Source organism: Vreelandella sp. EE27 (assembly GCF_968206495.1).
Genome location: NZ_OZ309109.1, coordinates 3,624,646 through 3,643,119, shown reverse-complemented (window position 1 = coordinate 3,643,119; position 18,474 = coordinate 3,624,646). Strand labels below are relative to the sequence as shown.

General features: G+C 62.8%; 18 protein-coding genes and 1 tRNA gene. 9 read left to right on the top strand and 10 right to left on the bottom strand.

Annotated elements, in window-relative coordinates; all coding sequences use genetic code 11:
- Nucleotides 1-16: 16 nt before the first annotated feature.
- Both ACWHVV_RS17080 and ACWHVV_RS17075 read right to left on the bottom strand, forming a co-directional pair.
- Entirely contained in the window at nucleotides 17-418 is a 402-nt protein-coding gene (locus ACWHVV_RS17080; RefSeq protein WP_447927276.1) for a DUF2946 family protein, read from the bottom strand.
- Nucleotides 419-584: 166 nt separating this feature from the next.
- Nucleotides 585-923: a hypothetical protein gene (locus tag ACWHVV_RS17075; RefSeq protein WP_447927275.1), complete on the bottom strand. Its 339-nt coding sequence runs from the start codon at nucleotides 921-923 to the stop codon at nucleotides 585-587.
- Between the two features lie 372 nt (nucleotides 924-1,295).
- On the opposite strand from ACWHVV_RS17075, the gene ACWHVV_RS17070 reads away from it, so the two are divergent.
- From ACWHVV_RS17070 to ureG, 7 genes are all read left to right on the top strand, one after another.
- Entirely contained in the window at nucleotides 1,296-2,180 is an 885-nt protein-coding gene (locus tag ACWHVV_RS17070) for an urease accessory protein UreD (protein ID WP_447927274.1), read from the top strand.
- Between the two features lie 24 nt (nucleotides 2,181-2,204).
- A complete protein-coding gene (locus ACWHVV_RS17065; RefSeq protein ID WP_447927273.1) occupies nucleotides 2,205-2,507 on the top strand; it encodes an urease subunit gamma in 303 nt (100 codons plus the stop codon).
- Between the two features lie 108 nt (nucleotides 2,508-2,615).
- A complete protein-coding gene (locus ACWHVV_RS17060; protein WP_447927272.1) occupies nucleotides 2,616-2,936 on the top strand; it encodes an urease subunit beta in 321 nt (106 codons plus the stop codon).
- On the top strand, nucleotides 2,933-4,645 hold the full coding sequence (gene ureC, locus ACWHVV_RS17055) for an urease subunit alpha (protein ID WP_447927271.1): 1,713 nt from the start codon (nucleotides 2,933-2,935) through the stop codon (nucleotides 4,643-4,645). The genes ACWHVV_RS17060 and ureC overlap by 4 nt, the downstream gene beginning before the upstream one ends.
- Before the next feature lie 196 nt (nucleotides 4,646-4,841).
- Entirely contained in the window at nucleotides 4,842-5,369 is a 528-nt protein-coding gene (gene ureE / locus ACWHVV_RS17050) for an urease accessory protein UreE (RefSeq protein ID WP_447927270.1), read from the top strand.
- A complete protein-coding gene (locus ACWHVV_RS17045; protein ID WP_447927269.1) occupies nucleotides 5,359-6,042 on the top strand; it encodes an urease accessory protein UreF in 684 nt (227 codons plus the stop codon). The genes ureE and ACWHVV_RS17045 overlap by 11 nt, the downstream gene beginning before the upstream one ends.
- Nucleotides 6,043-6,064: 22 nt before the next feature.
- Nucleotides 6,065-6,697, top strand: a complete 633-nt coding sequence (ureG, locus tag ACWHVV_RS17040; protein WP_447927268.1) for an urease accessory protein UreG — start codon at nucleotides 6,065-6,067, stop codon at nucleotides 6,695-6,697.
- Between the two features lie 280 nt (nucleotides 6,698-6,977).
- On the opposite strand, the gene ACWHVV_RS17035 is transcribed toward ureG, so the two are convergent.
- The 8 genes from ACWHVV_RS17035 to ACWHVV_RS17000 form a co-directional block, all read right to left on the bottom strand.
- Nucleotides 6,978-7,220: a formate dehydrogenase subunit delta gene (locus ACWHVV_RS17035; protein WP_447927267.1), complete on the bottom strand. Its 243-nt coding sequence runs from the start codon at nucleotides 7,218-7,220 to the stop codon at nucleotides 6,978-6,980.
- Nucleotides 7,196-8,050 (bottom strand): formate dehydrogenase accessory sulfurtransferase FdhD, encoded by an 855-nt coding sequence (gene fdhD / locus ACWHVV_RS17030; RefSeq protein ID WP_447927266.1) that lies wholly within the window; start codon nucleotides 8,048-8,050, stop codon nucleotides 7,196-7,198. The genes ACWHVV_RS17035 and fdhD overlap by 25 nt, the downstream gene beginning before the upstream one ends.
- Complete coding sequence (gene fdhF / locus ACWHVV_RS17025) at nucleotides 8,047-10,932, bottom strand: formate dehydrogenase subunit alpha (protein WP_447927265.1); 2,886 nt, start codon at nucleotides 10,930-10,932, stop codon at nucleotides 8,047-8,049. The genes fdhD and fdhF overlap by 4 nt, the downstream gene beginning before the upstream one ends.
- On the bottom strand, nucleotides 10,929-12,485 hold the full coding sequence (locus ACWHVV_RS17020) for a formate dehydrogenase beta subunit (protein WP_447927264.1): 1,557 nt from the start codon (nucleotides 12,483-12,485) through the stop codon (nucleotides 10,929-10,931). Before ACWHVV_RS17020 ends, fdhF begins: the two co-directional genes overlap by 4 nt.
- Nucleotides 12,482-12,976, bottom strand: a complete 495-nt coding sequence (locus ACWHVV_RS17015) for a formate dehydrogenase subunit gamma (RefSeq protein ID WP_447927263.1) — start codon at nucleotides 12,974-12,976, stop codon at nucleotides 12,482-12,484. The genes ACWHVV_RS17020 and ACWHVV_RS17015 overlap by 4 nt, the downstream gene beginning before the upstream one ends.
- Before the next feature lie 239 nt (nucleotides 12,977-13,215).
- A complete protein-coding gene (locus tag ACWHVV_RS17010) occupies nucleotides 13,216-14,478 on the bottom strand; it encodes a TRAP transporter large permease (RefSeq protein WP_447894555.1) in 1,263 nt (420 codons plus the stop codon).
- Nucleotides 14,475-15,008: a TRAP transporter small permease gene (locus ACWHVV_RS17005; RefSeq protein ID WP_447927262.1), complete on the bottom strand. Its 534-nt coding sequence runs from the start codon at nucleotides 15,006-15,008 to the stop codon at nucleotides 14,475-14,477. The genes ACWHVV_RS17010 and ACWHVV_RS17005 overlap by 4 nt, the downstream gene beginning before the upstream one ends.
- A 6-nt stretch (nucleotides 15,009-15,014) precedes the next feature.
- Complete coding sequence (locus ACWHVV_RS17000) at nucleotides 15,015-15,977, bottom strand: TRAP transporter substrate-binding protein (protein ID WP_447929179.1); 963 nt, start codon at nucleotides 15,975-15,977, stop codon at nucleotides 15,015-15,017.
- A gap of 363 nt (nucleotides 15,978-16,340) precedes the next feature.
- Here ACWHVV_RS17000 and ACWHVV_RS16995 point away from each other — a divergent pair, with 363 nt between their 5' ends.
- Nucleotides 16,341-17,726, top strand: coding sequence for an FAD-binding oxidoreductase (locus tag ACWHVV_RS16995; RefSeq protein WP_447927261.1), 1,386 nt, complete (start codon nucleotides 16,341-16,343; stop codon nucleotides 17,724-17,726).
- A 598-nt stretch (nucleotides 17,727-18,324) separates the two neighbouring features.
- A tRNA-Arg gene (locus ACWHVV_RS16990) sits at nucleotides 18,325-18,401 on the top strand.
- Nucleotides 18,402-18,474 lie beyond the last annotated feature (73 nt).

Sequence of the window (18,474 nt, the reverse complement as noted above, 5' to 3'; positions counted from 1 at the left end):
ATTGAGAGACGAGTCGCTAGGCAGCCGGCGGTGCGCGGGGAGGTGCGTGACGGTAGTGATCGAGGGAGGCAAACCCCTGCAACGGCATTTGCGGCAAGGGGGCCTGGTGAATGAACGCCTGCCGGGCAATGGTGGGCAAAAGCGCGTGGGCAGAGGGGAACTGCTGCCAGATCGAGCAGTAGCCGCACTCGTGAAACCAGGTGAAGATCGGCTCGGGTGGGGCTTTCTGCTGCCCGTGGTGGGCGTGATGCCCTTCGTGACCCAGCCCTGAAGGCTCTTGATGGCCGCCGTGGTGGGCATGATCGTGCGCTTGAAGCTGTGAGATCAGCGGGCCCACCAGCAGCAACAGCATCGCCACCAGCGCCATACAAAGCGCTATGCGATACCAGTGCTTGCCTGTTGAGCGTTGTAACTGCACGAAGCGATCTATCCTGATGAGCCACGAGGTCGTTGGCGGGGAATGGCTAGATCGTAACGCAAAGTTGTTCAATGGGCAGTATTGCCCAGGTGGTCTTTTGTCACATGGCCATCAGGCGGCGTGCGTGCCGCCTGGTCAAGAACCGAAAGCGCCAGCGGCGATAGCGTTATTCAATCACGTAATCTGCGGCGTTGGGCCCCGCTTCACTGAAGCGAATTTCGACAGGAAACTCGCTATCGCAGCCTTGCACCATCCAAAGCTCCTTCCATTGCTGGGCGCCCTCACTTCCCTCGGGCATGGCCATCACGTAAGGATAGAGCTCTTCAGGGGTGTCGCAGCCCATCATGTCGACCTTGGCGGCAACGCCGGTCATGGCATCTTGCATCAACTGCTGGTTGGCAAGGGTGCTTGGCTGGACGGCGCCTTCGGGCAGCGGCTCTGCAGCAACGGAGCTGCTCATCACGCCAACAAGCAGGCTAGCGGTCAACAACGTGGATAGTTTCATGAATAAGACTCTTTAAAGGTGATGGGTTAAAGGCGAAGCTTGATTAGCTTTTGACAAGCTTTCTTATATAAACGCTACAGGAAAAGGTTGTCTAGTAACTTTAGCGAGTGCCCAACATTGAATGCGCAGGGCAAACAGTCGACCCTGGCGTCAAAAAGGTGACTCGAACAGTGCATTACGCCAGTAGCGTTGCCACTTTTTGGTGCGCGATAGTGTTTATTTGTTCTTTTTTGGTGCGAGAAGATAGCCGCGATTCTTGAGATAGCATTCCAATGCTGGATTCGAGCACGCGCCGAGACGTTTCACCATTTTGGCGCATTAATTGCATTTCCAGGTGAACGGATTGTTTAACGGACAAAAGCGACAGCTCCTATGACCTTATGCGATAGCGCACCTTCGCTCGCGTCTTCCGGCCACCGCTTCGATAAAAGTCGCCGTTGGGCGGCTTCACTGGGCCTGGTTTTCGCCCACCGCGACGGCGCCACGCGTCTGGTCCAGGCGCGCCACCAGGGTCCACTTCGCGTACAACGCCCCTTCTACCCGGAAGGCCGTGGCCAGGCGTGCCACGTTTACGTGCTGCACCCACCCGGGGGCCTGGTCAGCGGCGATGCGCTGACCATTAGCGCCCATATTGAGCCCGGCGCCCACGCGCTTTTGACCACGCCCGCGGCCAACAAGCTCTATAAGGCGGACAGCCAGGGCGTGGCCTGGACCCAGCGTACCAGGCTCACCGTGGACGACGGCGCGGTGCTCGAGTGGCTGCCCCAGGAAACCATTGCTTTTGATGGCTCGAAAGGCGAGCAGCACACCCATATCGCCCTTCACGGCAGTGCTAAATGCCTTGGTTGGGAAGTCATGGCGCTGGGCCGCCCGGCAAGCGAATTGCCGTTCGTTTCCGGGCGTATCGAGCAGCACTTTCGTTTGACCCAGGATGGCAAGCCCCTATGGCTCGAGCGCCAGCCGCTGGACCCATTACACCCGCGCTTTGTGGGCCGCTGGGGCCAGGGCGGTGCCACCGTGCAGGCCACGCTGTGGGCGGTAGGGCTCGATGATAATCAGCAAGCCGTCGAGGCGCTGCGCGAGGCGCTGCCGGATAGCCCGCACTGGGCGGTCACGCAGCGCCACGGCGTGCTGCTGCTGCGTTTTCTGGGCCAATCACGTAATGAAGCCTGGGCGCTTTGCGAGCAAGCCTGGCGGCTTTTGCGCCCGCGCCTGATCGAGCGCGAGGCCCATACGCCGCGCATCTGGTTAACGTAATCCCTCTTTTAAGGACGACGCCCCATGGAATTGACCCCACGAGACAAAGACAAGCTGCTGCTGTTTTCCGCCGCCCAGTTGGCCGAGCGGCGCCGCGCACGTGGCCTGAAGCTCAACTACCCGGAAGCGGTGGCGCTGATTAGCTTTGAGATTATCGAAGGCGCCCGCGACGGCAAGAGCGTGGCGGAGCTGATGAGTTTTGGCCGCGAGATCCTCAGCCGCGAGGACGTGATGGATGGCGTGGCCGAGATGGTCGATGAGGTGCAGGTCGAAGCCACGTTTCCCGATGGCACGAAACTCGTGACCGTCCATACGCCGATTGTGTGAATCGTGAATCGTGAGTAGTGCTTTGCGTATGCGTGAATCATGGGGTTGATACCACCACTCACCACTTACCATTCACTACTCACCTGTCACAAAAAACAGGAGAGCGCCATGATTCCTGGCGAATATCAGTTAAAAGAGGGCGATATCGAGCTGTGCGTGGGCCGCGAGCGCATCACGGTGGAGGTCGCCAATACCGGCGACCGGCCGGTGCAGCTGGGGTCGCACTACCACTTTGCCGAGGCCAACCCGGCGCTTGTGTTCGATCGCGACAAGACCCGCGGTTTTCGTCTGGACGTGGCGGCAGGCACCGCCATTCGCTTCGAGCCGGGCCAGACCCGGGAAGTCACGCTGATCCCGTTCGTCGGCAAGCGCGAGATCTACGGTTTTCGCGGTGACGTGATGGGGCCGCTGGAAGGAGACAATCAATGACGACCAATAAAATCAGCCGCCAGGCCTACGCGGACATGTACGGCCCCACGGTGGGTGACCGTGTGCGCCTGGGCGACACCGAGCTGTGGATCGAAGTCGAGCGTGATGCCACCCACTACGGCGACGAAGTAAAATTTGGTGGCGGCAAGGTGATCCGCGACGGTATGGGCCAGAGCCAGCGCGTCGATGAGGCGGTGATGGACACCGTGATCACCAACGCCTTGATTGTCGACTGGTGGGGCATCGTCAAGGCCGATGTCGGTCTGCAAAACGGGCGCATCGCGGCGATCGGCAAGGCCGGTAACCCGGACACCCAGCCGGACGTCGAGATCGTCATCGGCCCCGGCACCGAAGTGATCGCCGGGGAAGGCAAGATTCTCACCGCCGGCGGCATCGACGCGCACATCCACTTCATCTGCCCCCAGCAGGTGGAAGAGGCGCTGATGAGCGGCGTGACCACTATGCTGGGCGGCGGTACGGGCCCGGCCACCGGCTCCAACGCCACCACCTGTACGCCCGGCGCCTGGCACATCGGCAAGATGCTCCAGGCGGTGGACGACCTGCCCATGAACATCGGCCTGCTCGGCAAGGGCAACGCCAGCCTGCCGGAAGGCCTGGAAGCGCAGCTTGAAGCCGGTGCCATGGGCCTCAAGCTTCACGAGGACTGGGGCACCACGCCGGCATCGATCGACAACTGCCTGAGCGTGGCGGAAAGGTATGATGTGCAGATCGCGATTCACACCGACACGCTCAACGAGTCGGGCTTTGTGGAGGATACGCTCGCGGCGTTCAAGGAGCGCGGCATTCACACCTACCACACCGAAGGGGCGGGCGGCGGCCACGCGCCGGATATCCTGACGGCCTGCGCCAAGGAGTACGTGCTGCCGTCCTCCACCAACCCGACGCGCCCTTACACGGTGAATACCATCGACGAGCATCTGGACATGCTGATGGTGTGCCACCACCTGGACCCGAACATCCCGGAAGACGTCGCCTTCGCCGATTCGCGCATCCGCCGGGAAACCATCGCCGCCGAAGACATTCTGCACGATTTGGGCGTAATCTCGATGATCGCCTCGGACTCCCAGGCCATGGGCCGGGTGGGCGAAGTGGTCTGCCGCACCTGGCAGACCGCGCACAAGATGAAGACCCAGCGCGGGTTGCTGCCCGAAGACGAGGCATTGGGTGCGGACAACCTGCGCGCCAAGCGTTATATCGCCAAGTACACCATCAACCCGGCGATCACCCACGGCATCGCGCATGAAGTGGGCTCTGTCGAGGTGGGTAAGCTTGCGGATCTCGTGCTCTGGAAACCGGCATTTTTCGGCGTGAAACCGTCGCTGATTTTGAAAGGCGGCATGATCGCCGCCGCCCCCATGGGCGACCCCAACGCCTCGATCCCCACGCCGCAGCCGGTGCACTACCGCCACATGTTCGGCGCCTTTGGCCGCGCGGCGAGCCAGACCCGGCTCAACTTCGTAAGCCAGGCCTCGATCGACGCGGGCATCAAGGAGCGCCTGGGGCTGCAAAGCGCGCTATCCGCGTGCAAGAACGTGCGCGGCGTTCGCAAAAAGGACATGAAGCTCAACGACGCCTGCCCGGAACTCAGCGTGGACCCGCAAACCTATGAAGTGCGCTGCGACGGCGAGCTCCTGACCTGCGAGCCCGCCACCGAGCTTCCACTGGCCCAGCGCTATCACCTGTTCTAGAAACCGTCGCTAGCTAAAGCGGCTCCTACGGGGGCGTGGGCTCGCCCTTGTAGGAGCTGGATTCATCCGGCGATGGAAGGCGCTAGCCTTCCCCTGCTCGCGGCGCCCCCTTAAAGAGATCGCTAGCTAAAGCGACCCCTACAGAACAAGGGCTCATGGTAAAAACTCAATTGATTGGATGATCAAGAGGTCGATCATGCTGAAACTGATAGAACGTCTAGGCCCGATAGACGAAAGCGCGGCCACCGACACGCTCACGCTGCCCTTCGAGCTGCGCATTCGCGGCCGCCTGAAGGCCGAAAGCGACGGCGGCCGGGCGCTGGGGCTGTTTCTCGACCGTGGCCCGGTGCTGCGAAGCGGCGAGGGCTTGAAAGCCGAAAGCGGCGAGGTGATCCGCGTGTGCGCCGCCATCGAGCCGGTGGTCACCGCGCGTATCGAAGCGGGCCTGCCCCTGGCGCGGCTGGCCTACCATCTGGGCAACCGCCACGTGCAGCTGGCCCTCGGTGAAGACGCCCAGGGCGGCTGGGTGCGCTTTCCGCCGGATCACGTGCTGGAGGAGCTAGCCACGCTACTCGGCGCCACGCTCGAGCATGGCGAGGCCACGTTCGACCCGGAGCCCGGCGCCTACAATCAGGTGGGAGGGCATTCCCACGGCCACTCCCACGATCACGGACACAGCCACGACCATCACGATCACGATCACGATCACGCCCATGAGCACTGAGACCGACAGCGACCTGGCCCTTTTGGGGTTGATGCAACTGGTAAGCCCGGCGCTGCCCATCGGCGCCTTCGCGTTCTCTCAGGGGCTGGAAAGCGCCTTCGAGCTTGGCTGGGTCAGCGACGAGGCGAGCCTGGCCGCGTGGCTGGAGGGCGTGCTGGAAGACGGCCTGACCCGCTGCGAGCTGCCGGTCATCGCCAGGCTTTTCAAGGCGTTCGATGAAGACGACAGCACCGCCATAGCCGAGTGGGACGCGTGGCTCGCCGCCACCCGGGAAACCTTCGAGCTGGCCGCCGAGGATAGCCGCCTGGGGGCGTCACTCAAGCGCCTGCTGGCAAGCCTCGAGCTGCTACCCCAGGCCGGGCTTCTGCCCGAGCAAGCGGGTTACGTGACGCTCTTTACCTACACCGCCCACCGGCGTGGCGTAGGCCCGCGCCAGGCGCTGATCGGCTTTGGCTGGGCGTGGCTCGAAAATCAGTTGGCGGTGGCCTGCAAGGCGCTGCCCCTGGGCCACACTGCGGCCCAGCGCATCATCGAGCGGCTGCGCCCCGCGCTGGTAGAGGCGGTAGACGCGGCGCTGGTGCTCGATGACGACGCACTGGGGCCGATACTGCCCGGCGTGGCGCTGGCCAGTGCCCTGCACGAAACCCAATATTCGCGGCTTTTTAGAAGCTGATGGACCGATCGAGGAGAACGACATGACACACTGTTTACGCGTAGGGGTCGGTGGCCCGGTAGGCTCCGGCAAGACCGCACTACTCAAGCAGCTCTGCCTTGCGCTGCGCGATCACTACGACATCGCCGTGGTGACCAACGATATCTACACCCGCGAAGACGCGGACTTTCTGCTCAAGCACGACGCGCTCCCGGCGGACCGCATTCTGGGCGTGGAGACCGGCGGTTGCCCGCACACCGCGATTCGCGAAGACGCCTCGATGAACCTGGCGGCGATCGACGACCTGCAGGCGCGCCACCCGGGCCTTGAGCTTGTGATGGTGGAGTCCGGCGGCGATAATTTGTCGGCGACCTTCAGCCCGGAGCTTTCCGATCTCACGCTCTACGTGATCGACGTCTCCGCCGGCGACAAGATTCCGCGCAAGGGTGGCCCGGGCATTACCAAATCCGATTTGCTGATCATCAACAAGATCGACATTGCCGAGCAGGTGCACGCCTCACTCGAGGTCATGGAGCGGGACTCGAAGAAAATGCGCGGCGAGCGGCCCTTCGTGTTCACGAACCTGTACGACGGCGTAGGTCTCGAGGAGATCATCCGCTTCATTCTCGATAAAGGGATGCTGGAGGAGCGCCGCGGCCAAAGCGCGACGGCGTAAGCGGGGGGCAATAGCGCTTTTTTTAATTAAAAAGGCCGCTCTGACCAGGCGGTTAAATGGTCAGAGCGGCCTAAAAGCGTGTGGTGCAGTCCTTGTCCAAACGGGCCATCCTTGGCCACCACACGCACACAGTGGACGCCACGGCCCTCAATCACCTTAACCCAGGTTATAAAGCGTATTTTATCGCCGGAATTAGTCGTTTCTTGAGGCTAAATAGTCGCTCACAAAGAAAAAAATGGCGCTTGAAGCTTTTTTGACGTTGTTGTTTCAAAGTAGGTATTCAGCTTGCCTGACGCTTATCGAGCCGGTCGGACAATAGCGTTGCCGCCCGGTGAGCGGCCGGTGAAAGTCCGCTCTCTTCTCGTTGAAGGCTTTCCACCAGGCGCTTTTTCATGGCGCGGGCCCAGAAAGTTTCGAGATGGCGGCAGGTGGCCTCTGCGGTAGCTTCTTCGTCGCGCCCGCCGCCCAGGTTGGCGGCGATCTGGTTGGTCATATGAATCAGGTTGTCGTCGTTGGCCGACATGACGCGTCTCCTTGAGGGTGCGCCGCGTTTGGGCGGTGGTAGATCACATGGCGGTTGCCGCGGGCGAAGCCGACGAGCAGCAAGTCGGCCGCCTCGGCCTGCTTGACGGCCAGCGCCGTGGCGGCGGAAACGGCCACCAGCGCACCGATACCGGCGCTGGCGCACTTGTGCACCATCTCGTAGCTGGCCCGGCTGGAGACCAGTACGAAGCCCTCGATGAGCGGCGTCTCGCTTTTGGCCAGCGAGCCAATGAGCTTGTCCAGGGCGTTGTGGCGGCCCACGTCCTCGCGCACCCGCTGGATCTCACCCTTCGCGTTACACCAGGCCGCGCCGTGCACCGCGCCGGTGGCGGCCTTGAGCGGCTGATGGTCGGCAAGTGTTGCCAGCGCCTGGGCAATGGCGGCGTCCTCGATGGCGGGCGCCGCTACCCGGGGGATCGGGCGAATCGCCTGGTCGAGGGCTTCGGTGCCGCAAAGTCCGCAGCCGGTGCGCCCGGTCATGCTGCGCCGGCGCTCTTTCAGCGCCATCAAACGCTCGGTGGCGATGTCCAGGTGAACGGCCAGGCCGTGCTCTTCTTCCACGACCTCCCAGTCGTAGCACTCGTGAGGATGCGCGATGATGCCTTCGGTCAGGCTAAAGCCCAGCGCCAGATCCTCGAGGGCGCCCGGGCTTGCCATCATCACCGCGTGGGAAATGCCGTTATAGATCAACGCGACCGGCACTTCCTGGGCCAAAGCGTCCTGTTCGGCCTGGCCTTGCCAGCCATCGTGATACCGACGCACCTCGACCTCGAGGCGCGCCAGGGCGTTGTCGTCAGAAGGCACGCTCATGGCGCCTCCTGTTGAGCCCTTGCCAGATGGCCCTTCTGAGTTTGATCGAAGGTGCTGAAACGCTGCTGCCAAGCGGAGGGCTGGCTGACTTTTTCGACCTGCACGGCGGTCACCTTGTATTCGGGGCAGTTGGTGGCCCAATCCGAGTTATCGGTGGTAATCACGTTGGCGCCACTGCCGGGGTGGTGGAACGTCGTATAGACTACCCCAGGTTGCATGCGATCGCTAAGCCGGGCGCGTAGCACCGTCTGCCCGGAGCGGCTGGTAATGCCCAGCCTGTCGCCGTCCTTCACGCCGCGAAGTTCGGCATCGGATGGGTGCAGTTCCAGCACGTCTTCGTCGTGCCAGTGCTGGTTGTGGGTGCGCCGGGTCTGGGCGCCCACGTTGTACTGGCTGAGAATCCGCCCGGTGGTCAACAAAAGCGGGAAGCGCCGGTTAGCGCGCTCCTCGGTGGCGACGTACTCGGTGATCGCGAAGCGGCCAAGCCCGATCGGGAAGCTGAACTCGTGCATGGTCGGCATGCCGAGCGGGTTGTCGTCGTTGCACGGCCACTGCAGGCTTCCGTACTGCTCGAGCTTTTCAAAGCTGACGCCTGCGAAGCTCGGCGCAAGCGAGGCGATCTCGTCCATGATTTCCGACGGATGGGTGTAGTTCATCGGGTAGCCCAGCGCGTTCGCCAGATCCTGGGTTACCTCCCAATCCTGCTTGCCCGCCACCGGCGACATGACCTTGCGTACCCGGTTGATACGCCGCTCGGCGTTAGTGAAGGTGCCGTCCTTCTCCAGAAAGCTGGAGCCGGGCAGCAGCACGTGGGCGAACTTGGCCGTCTCGTTGAGGAAAATATCCTGCACGATCAGGCAGTCCAGCGAGCGCAGTGCGGCCTCAACGTGCTGGGTGTTGGGGTCGGACTGAGCGATATCCTCGCCCTGCACGTACATCGCCTTGAAGGTGCCCTCAATCGCCGCGTCAAACATGTTGGGAATGCGCAGGCCCGGCTCGTCGTCGAGTTTTACGCCCCACACTGACTCGAAACGCCCGCGAGCGGCGGGGTCCGCCACGTGTTGGTAGCCCGGTAGCTCATGGGGGAAGGAGCCCATGTCGCAGGAGCCCTGCACGTTGTTCTGGCCGCGCAGCGGGTTCACACCCACGCCTTCGCGGCCGATGTTGCCGGTGGCCAAAGCCAGGTTGGCGATGCCCATTACCATGGTGGAGCCCTGGCTGTGCTCGGTCACGCCCAGCCCGTAGTAGATCGCGCCGTTGCCGGCGGTGGCGTAGGTGCGCGCGGCCTGGCGGACGGCCTCGGCAGGCACGCCGGTAATCAGCTCAGAGGCCTCCGGCGAGTGGCGCTCTTCACTGATGAACGCACGCCAGCTCTGGTAGGCATCGGTGTCGCAGCGCTTGGCAACGAAGTCTTTGTCCTCGAGCCCTTCGGTGACCACCACGTGGCCCAGGGCATTGACCAGCGCGACGTTGGTGCCCGGGCGTAGCGGCAGATGCTGGGCCTCGCTCATGTGCGGGGTCTTTAAAAGGTCGATACGGCGCGGGTCGGCGACGATCAGCTTCGCGCCCTGGCGCAGGCGCTTGCGCATCATCGAGCCAAACACCGGGTGAGCGTCGGTAGGGTTGGCGCCGATGACGATGATCGCGTCGGACTTCATGACCGAATCAAAGGTTTGGGTGCCGGCGGATTCGCCGAGGGTGGTTTTCAAGCCGTAGCCGGTCGGCGAGTGGCAGACCCGAGCGCAGGTGTCGGTGTTGTTGTTACCAAACGCCGCGCGGATCAGCTTCTGCACGAGATAGGTTTCCTCGTTGGTGCAGCGCGAGGAGGTAATGCCGCCGATGCTCTCACGGCCGTGCTCGGTTTGAATCGATTTCAGCCGGTTGGCGGCAAAGCTGATCGCCTCTTCCCAGCTGGCCTCGCGCCAGGGCTGGTCGATGGTGTCGCGGATCATCGGCGTGGTCAGGCGGTCCGGGTGGGAAGCGTAGCCGATGGCAAAGCGCCCCTTCACGCAGGAGTGGCCGTGGTTCGCGTCGCCGCCTTTATAGGGCACCATGCGCACCAGCTTGTCGCCCTTCATCTGGGCCTCGAACGAGCAGCCCACGCCGCAGTAGGCGCAGGTGGTCACCACGCTTCTGTCCGGCACGCCCTGGTCGATCACGCTCTTTTCCATCAGCGTAGCCGTGGGGCAGGCCTGCACGCAGGCGCCACAGGAGACGCAGTCCGAGTCCATGAACGCTTCGTCCTGACCCGCCGAGACCTTGGAGTCGAAGCCGCGGCCGTCGATGGTCAGCGCGAAGGTGCCCTGCACCTCGTCGCAGGCGCGCACGCAGCGCGAGCAGACGATGCACTTGCTCGGATCAAACGTGAAGTAGGGGTTGGAGGTGTCTTTTTCGGCGTCCAGGTGATTTTCGCCGCTAAAGCCGTAGCGCACTTCGCGCAGGCCGACGCTGCCGGCCATGTCCTGCAGTTCGCAGTCGCCGTTGGCGGAGCAGGTCAAACAGTCCAGCGGGTGGTCGGAAATGTAGAGCTCCATCACGCCCCGGCGCAGCTTGGCCAGGCGCTCGTTTTGGGTCGTCACCCTCATGCCTTCGACCACCGGCGTGGTGCAGGAGGCGGGCAGCCCCCGCCGGCCTTCGACCTCTACCGCGCAGAGCCGGCAGGAGCCAAAGGCTTCCAGGTTGTCCGTGGCGCAGAGCTTGGGAATGCTGATGTCGGCGAGTGCCGCGGCGCGCAGCACCGAGGTGCCTTCCGGTACGCTGATGGCGACGCCGTCGATCTCCAGACTAACGGCGGCGGCACCCGGGGTCGGGGAGGGCGTGCCGTAGTCCTTGCTGAAATCGACGCTGTTGGCCTGGCGCCGGGGATCGAAATGTTCAATCATGAGCGTTCTCCACTGGCCGAGCGCTGGAAGTCTTCAGAAAAGTGGTTCAGCGCGCTCTGTACCGGGAAGGGCGTCATACCGCCCATGGCGCAGAGCGAGCCATCCACCATCGTCTCGCATAGATCGTGGAGCAGGGCGAGGTTATCCGCGCGGTGGTCATCGGTGCGAATGCGATCGATCACCTCCACGCCGCGGGTCGAGCCGATCCGGCACGGCGTGCACTTGCCACACGACTCCACCTTGCAGAACTCCATCGAGAAGCGCGCCTGCTCGGCCATGTCGACACTTTCATCGAACATCACCACGCCGCCGTGGCCCACCCCCGCGCCGACCTCGGCGAAGGTTTCGTAATCCAGCGGCATATCCCACTGGCTCTCCGGCAGGTAAGCACACAGCGGCCCGCCCACCTGCACGGCGCGCAAGGGCTTGCCGCTTAGCGTGCCGCCGCCGAACTCCTCCATCAGCGCTCGCAATGTGGTGCCGAAGGCAAGCTCGATAAGCCCGCCGCGCTTGACGTTGCCCGCCAACTGAAGCGCCAGCGTGCCCCGGGAGCGGCCCATGCCGTGGTCGGCGTAGGCCGCCGCGCCTTCGGCGAGAATAAACGGCACCGCGGCGAGCGAAAGCACGTTGTTAACCACGGTGGGGCGGCCAAACAGGCCTTCGATGGCGGGCAGCGGCGGCTTGAAGCGCACCATGCCGCGCTTGCCCTCCAGGCTTTCCAGAAGCGAGGTCTCTTCGCCGCAGATGTAGGCCCCGGCGCCCAGGCGCACCTCCAGATGAAAGGCACGACCGCTTTCGCGGATGTCATCGCCGAGATACCCGGCAACGTTGGCGCGACGGATGGCCTCGTCCAATATCTCCTTGGCCAGCGGGTACTCCGAGCGCAGGTAGATGTAGCCTTGGGTCGCGCCCACGGCGAGCCCGGCGATGGCCATGCCCTCGATGAGCATGTAAGGGTCACACTCCATGGCGAGGCGGTCGGCGAAGGTGCCGGAGTCGCCCTCGTCGGCATTACACACGATGTACTTTTGATCCGCCGGCGCGTCCAGCACCGTCTGCCACTTGATGCCGGTGGGAAACGCCGCACCGCCGCGCCCGCGAAGCCCGGAGGCCTTCACTTGTTCGACGATGTCCTGACTTGTCAGCTTTAGCGCCGCCTCGAGGCCCGCAAAACCGCGATGAGCGCGGTAGTCGTCAAGACATAGTGGGTCGGTGATACCGATACGCGCAAAGGTCAGGCGCTGCTGACGGGCGAGATAGTCGATTTCCTCCGTTAGGCCGAGCGCCAGCGGGTGGCTGACGTTGCCTTCGAGCAGGCCGCTGTCGAGTAGGGCGGGCACATCGCTTGGGGTAACGGGCCCATAGGCAAACCGGCCCTGAGCGGTTTCCACCTCGACCAGCGGTTCGAGCCAGAAAAGCCCCCGGGAGCCGTTGCGCACGATGTTAATGCCTTCGTGGCGGGCAGCGGCTTCGCGCTCCAGGCGCTTGGCCACGGCGTCGGCACCCACGGAGCGCGCGGTGGTATCACGGGGGACATATACACGAATACTCATGCCATCACCTCCAGCGGCCGCGTTTGCAACTCATCCAGCAGCTCGTCGAAGGTCTCCGGCGTGACGCGCCCGCGCACCTGGTCATCCACGCGAATCGACGGCCCGCAGGCGCAGTTACCCAGGCAGTAAACGGCTTCCAGGGTGATCTCCTGGTCCGGCGTGGTCTGGTGGTAATCCACCCCCAGCCGCGTTTTGGCGTGGGCTTCGAGCTTGCGTGCGCCCACGGACTGACACGCCTCGGCGCGACATATCTGCACGACGTGGCGCCCAGGCGGGGTGGTGCGAAAATGGTGATAGAAACTGATCACACCGTGTACCTCGGCGCGAGTCTGCTGGAGCGACTCGGCGATGAGCGGTACGGCGTCATTGGGGATAAAGCCAAAGCGGTCCTGGAGGGCATGAAGAATTGGCAAGAGCGCGCCTGGCGTGTGTTTAAGCGCGTCGATCTCGGCCTGTATCGACGGCGACGACCATTCTCGAGACTCGTTCATCAGGTCTCTCCCGGTGCTGATTGTTTATTATAAATATGCACGCTTATGCTTGTTTGAAACGGTCATTAAAAGGGCGTGCACCACGGTCAATGTCACGCTGGCATCAAGCCAACATTAACCTACGCCACCCAGGGCCTGGGTATCTCATACCGGCACGTAGGAAGCTTATTGCGCCAGGGGCGTGCCGTTTGGCACGCCCCTGGCGTCAGTGCGCGTAAAGTGTGTGGAACGCGTGGCGGCTAGTTTCCCGACCACCCCATGAAAATGGGCACGTAAACCACCAAAAGCAGCACGCCGATCAGCCCGAGTAGATACGGGATGATCGCGCGAGTAATGCGCTCCAGCGGGAGCTGGGTAACCGAGGAGGCCACATATAAGTTGATCGCCACCGGCGGGGTGATCATGCCAATCGAAAGCCCCACCACGATGATCAGGCCAAAGTGGATCGGGTCGATGCCGAGCTGCAGCACCAACGGCAGCAAGACCGGCGTGAGAATGATCAGGGCGCTGGCGGTTTCGATGAACACCCCGGTGAGCAGAATCACCGCGACCACCAACAGCATCACGACCAGCGGATCGGTGGAGAGCGACAGTACCGATTGGGCAATGGCGCCGGGCACCTGCCAGCTCGAAAGCGTCCAGCTCAGCACCGCCGACATCGCAATCACCAGCATGATGACCGCCGTGGTCATCGCCGAGCGGATCAGTAGCCGATACACCTGGGGCAGCGTTAAGTCGCGGTAGACGAACAGCGACACCAGTAGCGCGTAGTTCACCGCCACCACGGCGGCCTCACTCGGCGTAAAAATACCGGTGAAGATACCGCCCAGAATGATTATTGGGGTCATCAGCCCCCAACTGGCGGACTTGAAGGTGCGCCAGATCGTTTTGGGTGAAAGCGGCGTGCCCTTGGGGTACTGGCGCTTGTAGGCCTGGGTAATGGCAATGGCCATCAAGCCCAGGCCCATCGCCAGGCCCGGCAGAAAACCGTTCAAGAAGAGGGTCGATACCGACTGCTGGGCGATCACCGCGTAGATGATCATGGGCACCGAGGGCGGGATCACCACCCCGATGGTGCCGCTGGCCGCGATCAAACTGGCCGCCGAGGCGGGCTCGTAGCCCTTGCGTTTGAGCTCCGGCACCAGGCTCGAGCCTACCGCGGCGGTGGTCGCCGCCCCGGAGCCGGAAATCGCGGCGAAGAACATGCCCGCCATGATGGAGACGATCGAGAGCCCACCGCGCATAAAGCCTACCAGGGAGTCCGCGAAGCTCACCAGCCGCTCGCTCACCTTGCCCTGGGCCATCAAATCGCCGGCCAGAATGAACATCGGAATGGCGACCAGCGCAAACGAGTTGATGCCCTGAAACATCTGCTGGGTGACCACCATCAGCGGCACGCCGGCCTGGTAAAGCGCGTAGAGCGAACTGGCCCCAATGGCGAAGGCGATGGGTACGCCCAGCAGCATCAGCAGGAAAAAGAGCCCAAAAAGAAGCAGTGTCATGGCGTTTGCTCCCCCATCGGCTTTCTCGGCTCACCCTCGAGGGCGATCTCGAAAAGATCCACCAGCGCGTACCAGGCCATGATCGCGGCGCTGATTGGCATCACTGCGTAGACGTAGGACATCGGCAGGCGCAGCGAGGCGGATTTCTGGAAACTCTGCACCTGCATGTAGCGATAACCGATCACGATCAGCGTGATCATGAACGCAATCACCGCGAGCACGGCGAGAAAGCGCGCTGCCTGACGAAGCCTTGCGGGCAGCGCATCGACGGCGAAGGTGACGGCGATATGATGACCACGCTGAAAGGCCAGCGTACCCGCCAGAAAGGTGATCCAGATCAGCAGAAAGCGCGCGACCTCCTCGGTCCAACCCACGGCGGTGAACAGCACTCGCGAGACGATCTGCAGCGTGATCACCCCGATGAGCGCGGCCATACCGGCGAACACGACGGGCTTGAGCACGGCGTCGAGGCCGCGCTCGACGGCTCTCGACAGCGAAACGGCAGCGTTCAATGACGATGTTAACGACATGGCGGCCTACTCGAGCGCCTCTTGAATGCGCGGTAGGTAATCGCCGAACTGCTCGCCATACTGCTCGTAGATCGGCGCCACGGCCGCCTGGAAGGCCTCGATATCCGGCGATTCATTGATCTCCATGCCGGCTTCTTCCAGGGCGGTGAGCTGCTCGGCTTCCATCTCGGCGTTTTGCGCGCGGGCGTATTGGGAAGCCTCGCGGGCGGCTTGCTGCACCAGGGTTTGCGCCTCTTCGGGGAGCGCGTTCCACTTGGGCAGGCTCATCACGAACAGCGCCGGGGCGTAGATGTGGCGCGTCATGGTCAGGTAGTCCTGGGTCTCGGCCAGGTTGAACGCGTGGATGGCGTTGATCGGGTTCTCCTGGCCGTCGATGGTGCCCTGCTGAAGGGCGGTCAGCGCCTCGGTCCAGGCCATGGGCACGGCGTTGGCGCCCAGGGTGCGGAAGGTATCCACGTAGACTTCGTTTTCGATCACGCGCAGGCGCAGGCCGTCCAGATCCGCCGGCTCATTGATCGGGTGGCGGCTGTTGGTGATGTTGCGAAAGCCGCGCTCGGCAAAGGCCAGGCCTTTCAGGTTGACGTCTTCGAGCGAGTCGAGAATCTCCTGGCCGATCTCGCCGTCGAGTACTTCGTAAGCGGCCTGTGCATCGGGAAAGAGAAACGGCAATTCGAACACCGAGAACGCGTCGACGAAGTTGGCCACCGGCCCGTTGGTGATCAAACCCATGTCGACGGTGCCGATCTGCATGCCTTCGAGCAGGGTGCGCTCGTCGCCCAGGCTTGCGTTGGGGAAGATCTCGACGCTGATCGCGCCGTCGCTTTGCTCGCTTAAAATCTCCTGAAAGCGGGTCGCGGCGAGGTGGTAGGTGTCGTCGCTATTGACCACGTGGGCCAGGCGCAGCGAGGTTTGCGGGAGCTCGGCGCTGGCCGTGCTGGTAAAACCCAAAAGCCCTGTGGCGGCAATCATGAGCGCGCCGCGCAGGTGGGCCAGGGAGAATCTGAAAGAGGGAGAAGAGGTTGGATGTTCCACGAGATGTCCTTCGGTGAGTCGCTTTTTTAGTGATTGGCGGGCGTATTATAACGGCGTGCGTGCTCTACCATAGCGGTTTTGGCGCGCAATTCCCCGCCTGAAAGGGCGGTATTAGCCAAAAGAACACTATGGCCCCCGGGCGCTTGAGCGGGGCTTGCGTTGGCGGTAGCCTGCATACCCCCCAATGCTTGCCGGTCAGGCTTTCGCGCTTATAAGGTTATGGGGTGATTTTATATACGCTATAGCTAAATTAAAAACAGGCGGGCCATCGCGTCAGGGCCCGCCCTCAAGGTTGAGATCATGGACACGTTGATTAACGAGCTCGAGAACATTGTTGGTAAAAAAGGCGTTTTGCTGGGCGACGACGTTGCCCAGCGCAGCGTCGACTGGTTCACCAAGGCCCCCTGTGAAGCCAAGGCGATCATTCGCCCGCAAAGCACCGAGCAGCTCAGCCAGGTGATGGCCGTTTGCCATGGCGCCAAGCAGGCGGTGGTGACCCACGGGGGCTTGACCGGCGTAGTGCACGGCGCGGTGGCCAGCCCCAACGAGCTGGTCGTGTCCCTCGAGCTGATGAACAAGATCGAATCGACGGATGCGGTGGGCTCGACCATGCAGGTGCAGGCCGGCGCCACGCTGCAAAGCGTGCAGGAAGCGGCCGAGGCGATCGACATGCAGTTTCCGCTCGACCTGGGCGCGCGCGGCTCCTGCACCATTGGCGGCAACATTGCCACCAACGCCGGCGGTATCCGGGTGATTCGCTACGGCATGATGCGCCAGCAAGTGCTCGGCCTCGAAGCGGTGTTGAGCGACGGCACCGTGGTCAGCTCCATGAACACCATGCTCAAGAACAACGCCGGTTATGATTTGAAGCAGATGTTCATCGGCAGCGAAGGAACGCTGGGTATCGTCACCCGCGCGGTGCTGCGCCTGCAGCCGCTGATGCCCAGTGAACAGACCGCGCTGGTCGCCGTACCCTCGTTCGAGGCGCTCACCGGGCTTTTGAAGCTTGCCTCCAAAGAGCTCGCCAACAGCCTGAGCGCCTTCGAGGCGCTTTGGAACAATCACTACGCGCTGATGACCAGTGAGGCCACCAAACACGCCGAGATTCTCGCCGGCGACTCGCCCTTTTACGCCATCATCGAAACCCTGGGCAGCAATGAGGAGCAGGACGCCGAGGCCTTCGCCGCGGTGCTCGAAAGGGCGCTGGAGGAGGAGTTGATAACGGACGCGGTGCTGGCGAACTCCAGCACCCAGCGCCAGGGCATCTGGGACATCCGTGAAGACATCGAAACCCTGGTGTACGAGCTGAACCCGATGTTCTCTTTCGATATCAGCCTGCCCATCGCCCATATGGACGAGTACGTCACCACGCTCGAAGAGAAGCTGAAAGCGCAGTGGCCGGAGACCGCGCAACTCGTGGTATTCGGTCACCTGGGCGACGGCAACCTGCACATCATGATCACCGTGCGCGATGCAAGCCCGCATAGCCGCCGCGACGTGGAAGAGCAGGTATACGGGGCGCTTGCAAAGTACCAGGGCTCGATCTCCGCCGAGCACGGCGTGGGGCTGGAAAAGCGCGACTACCTGGCGCTCTCCCGCTCGCCAGAAGAGATCGCGCTGATGAAACGCATGAAGCAGGCGCTCGACCCGAAGGGGCTGTTGAACCCGGGCAAGGTGCTCGCCTAAGCGCATCCTGTGATGCCAAAAGCCGCCCCGTGGGGCTAATGCCGATCAGTTAAGCTTGGCTATCACCTGTGGGACGGAGCTTTAGCTCGCGACGGGCGGCTTGGCCAGGGCGCCTGACGGCGCCATTCGCCGAATTATCGGACCACCGCTGAAGCGGGCTCCCCAACAACGAAATCTTGCATCCATCCCTTGTAGGAGCAGGCTTCAGCCAGCGATGCAGCGCAACGCGCTGCCGGGGTTGGTGATGATGGCAACCAAAAGTGCCGTCGCCACCGAAGGGCGGCTATCGCCGCCATCGCCCAATGAAATTGGGCTCCTACAATGGAGTCGTGCCCCATCCCTCGTAAGAGCAGGCTTTAGCCAGCGACGCAGCGCAACGCGCTGCTACAATAGATTTACCGCTCGTTGTGGGTAGGCAAAAGCCTTAACTGATCGGCATTACCCCTTGGGGCGGCTTTTTAGCGCGGGCGGCCAAGCGCGGTTTACTCGGCCAGCGCCTCGCGAATGCGCGGCAGGTACGCGCCAAACGGTTCGCCGTACTGTCTACCGCTTCCCGGCTGGACAGCGCCCGCCCACAAAGGTAGGATACGCCCCCTACGCGCCCGTAGCTCAGTTGGATAGAGTATCGGCCTCCGAAGCCGAGGGTCGCAGGTTCGAATCCTGCCGGGCGCGCCATCCAGACTTCTCAAGCCTTCCAGTCAGTTCCCCCGTAGACGAGAAAAACAGCAAAATCAGCGGTTTTTGTCCC